Origin of the sequence: Catellatospora coxensis, from assembly GCF_016862635.1 — a bacterium.
GTDB lineage: Bacteria > Actinomycetota > Actinomycetes > Mycobacteriales > Micromonosporaceae > Catellatospora > Catellatospora coxensis.
Map to the genome: position 1 here is coordinate 1 of NZ_BONI01000214.1, position 712 is coordinate 712.

General features: G+C 69.2%; 2 protein-coding genes. Both read left to right on the forward strand.

What is annotated here, in order from left to right:
• The coding region (locus tag Cco03nite_RS42080) for a hypothetical protein (RefSeq protein WP_203699643.1) at positions 1 to 376 on the forward strand (376 nt) is incomplete at its 5' end.
• Between the two features lie 50 nt (positions 377 to 426).
• Positions 427 to 712: hypothetical protein (locus Cco03nite_RS42085; protein ID WP_373314471.1), on the forward strand; the 286-nt coding region annotated here is incomplete at its 3' end.

Here is a 712-nt window from a genome sequence, read left to right on the forward strand (position 1 = left end):
GCCCGATCACGCTGCTGACTTCTCGGCGCTCGTGTCGTCCCTTGCCGCTCCGGCGATCCTGGCGTCCCGGTCGCTGTTCATGGCCGGGTTCGCCGATGAACTGCGGGTCGCGACGCTGATCGAAGTGGCCGGCGCTGCCGCCGCGATGGCCCGTCAGATCGCCCTGGCCGGGCACGTCGACCTGCGATCGGTGATGCTCCAGGTGACCACTCCAGTGGATGCCCGCGCGGTGCTCGGCCGTGGCTCGTGGCTGCCGACGATGGTCCGCCCGGTGCCTGTCCCCACTCGTCCCGCCGTGGACACGCGCCCGGCTGCTGCTCGTGTGGTCGCTGGCACTCAGCTCGATCTGCTGGCCGCGATCGGTGGTGAGCGGTGATGTTCGGCGGTGCGAGAGTACAGATGATCAAGTGCCTGTGCGGTGCGTGGGTGCACCCGCGTGACTACCACCGCTCGTGGTGCCTGTGCCGTCCATGCGCACAGTTCGCCAAGTTCCGCCTGGATGAGATCGAGCCGCTGTGGCCGCAGCTCATGACCGCGTGCAAGCTCACGATCCGGCACTACGGCACCCTCTACACCCCGCGCATCGTCGGCATCTACTCCCGCGACGGCCTGGACGTGCTCACCATCGCCGTCGTGCCCGGCCAGACCCGCAACGACTACGCCAAGCACCAGACCCGCATGGCCGAGACGTTCGGCGTGCGCCGGGTCGCGG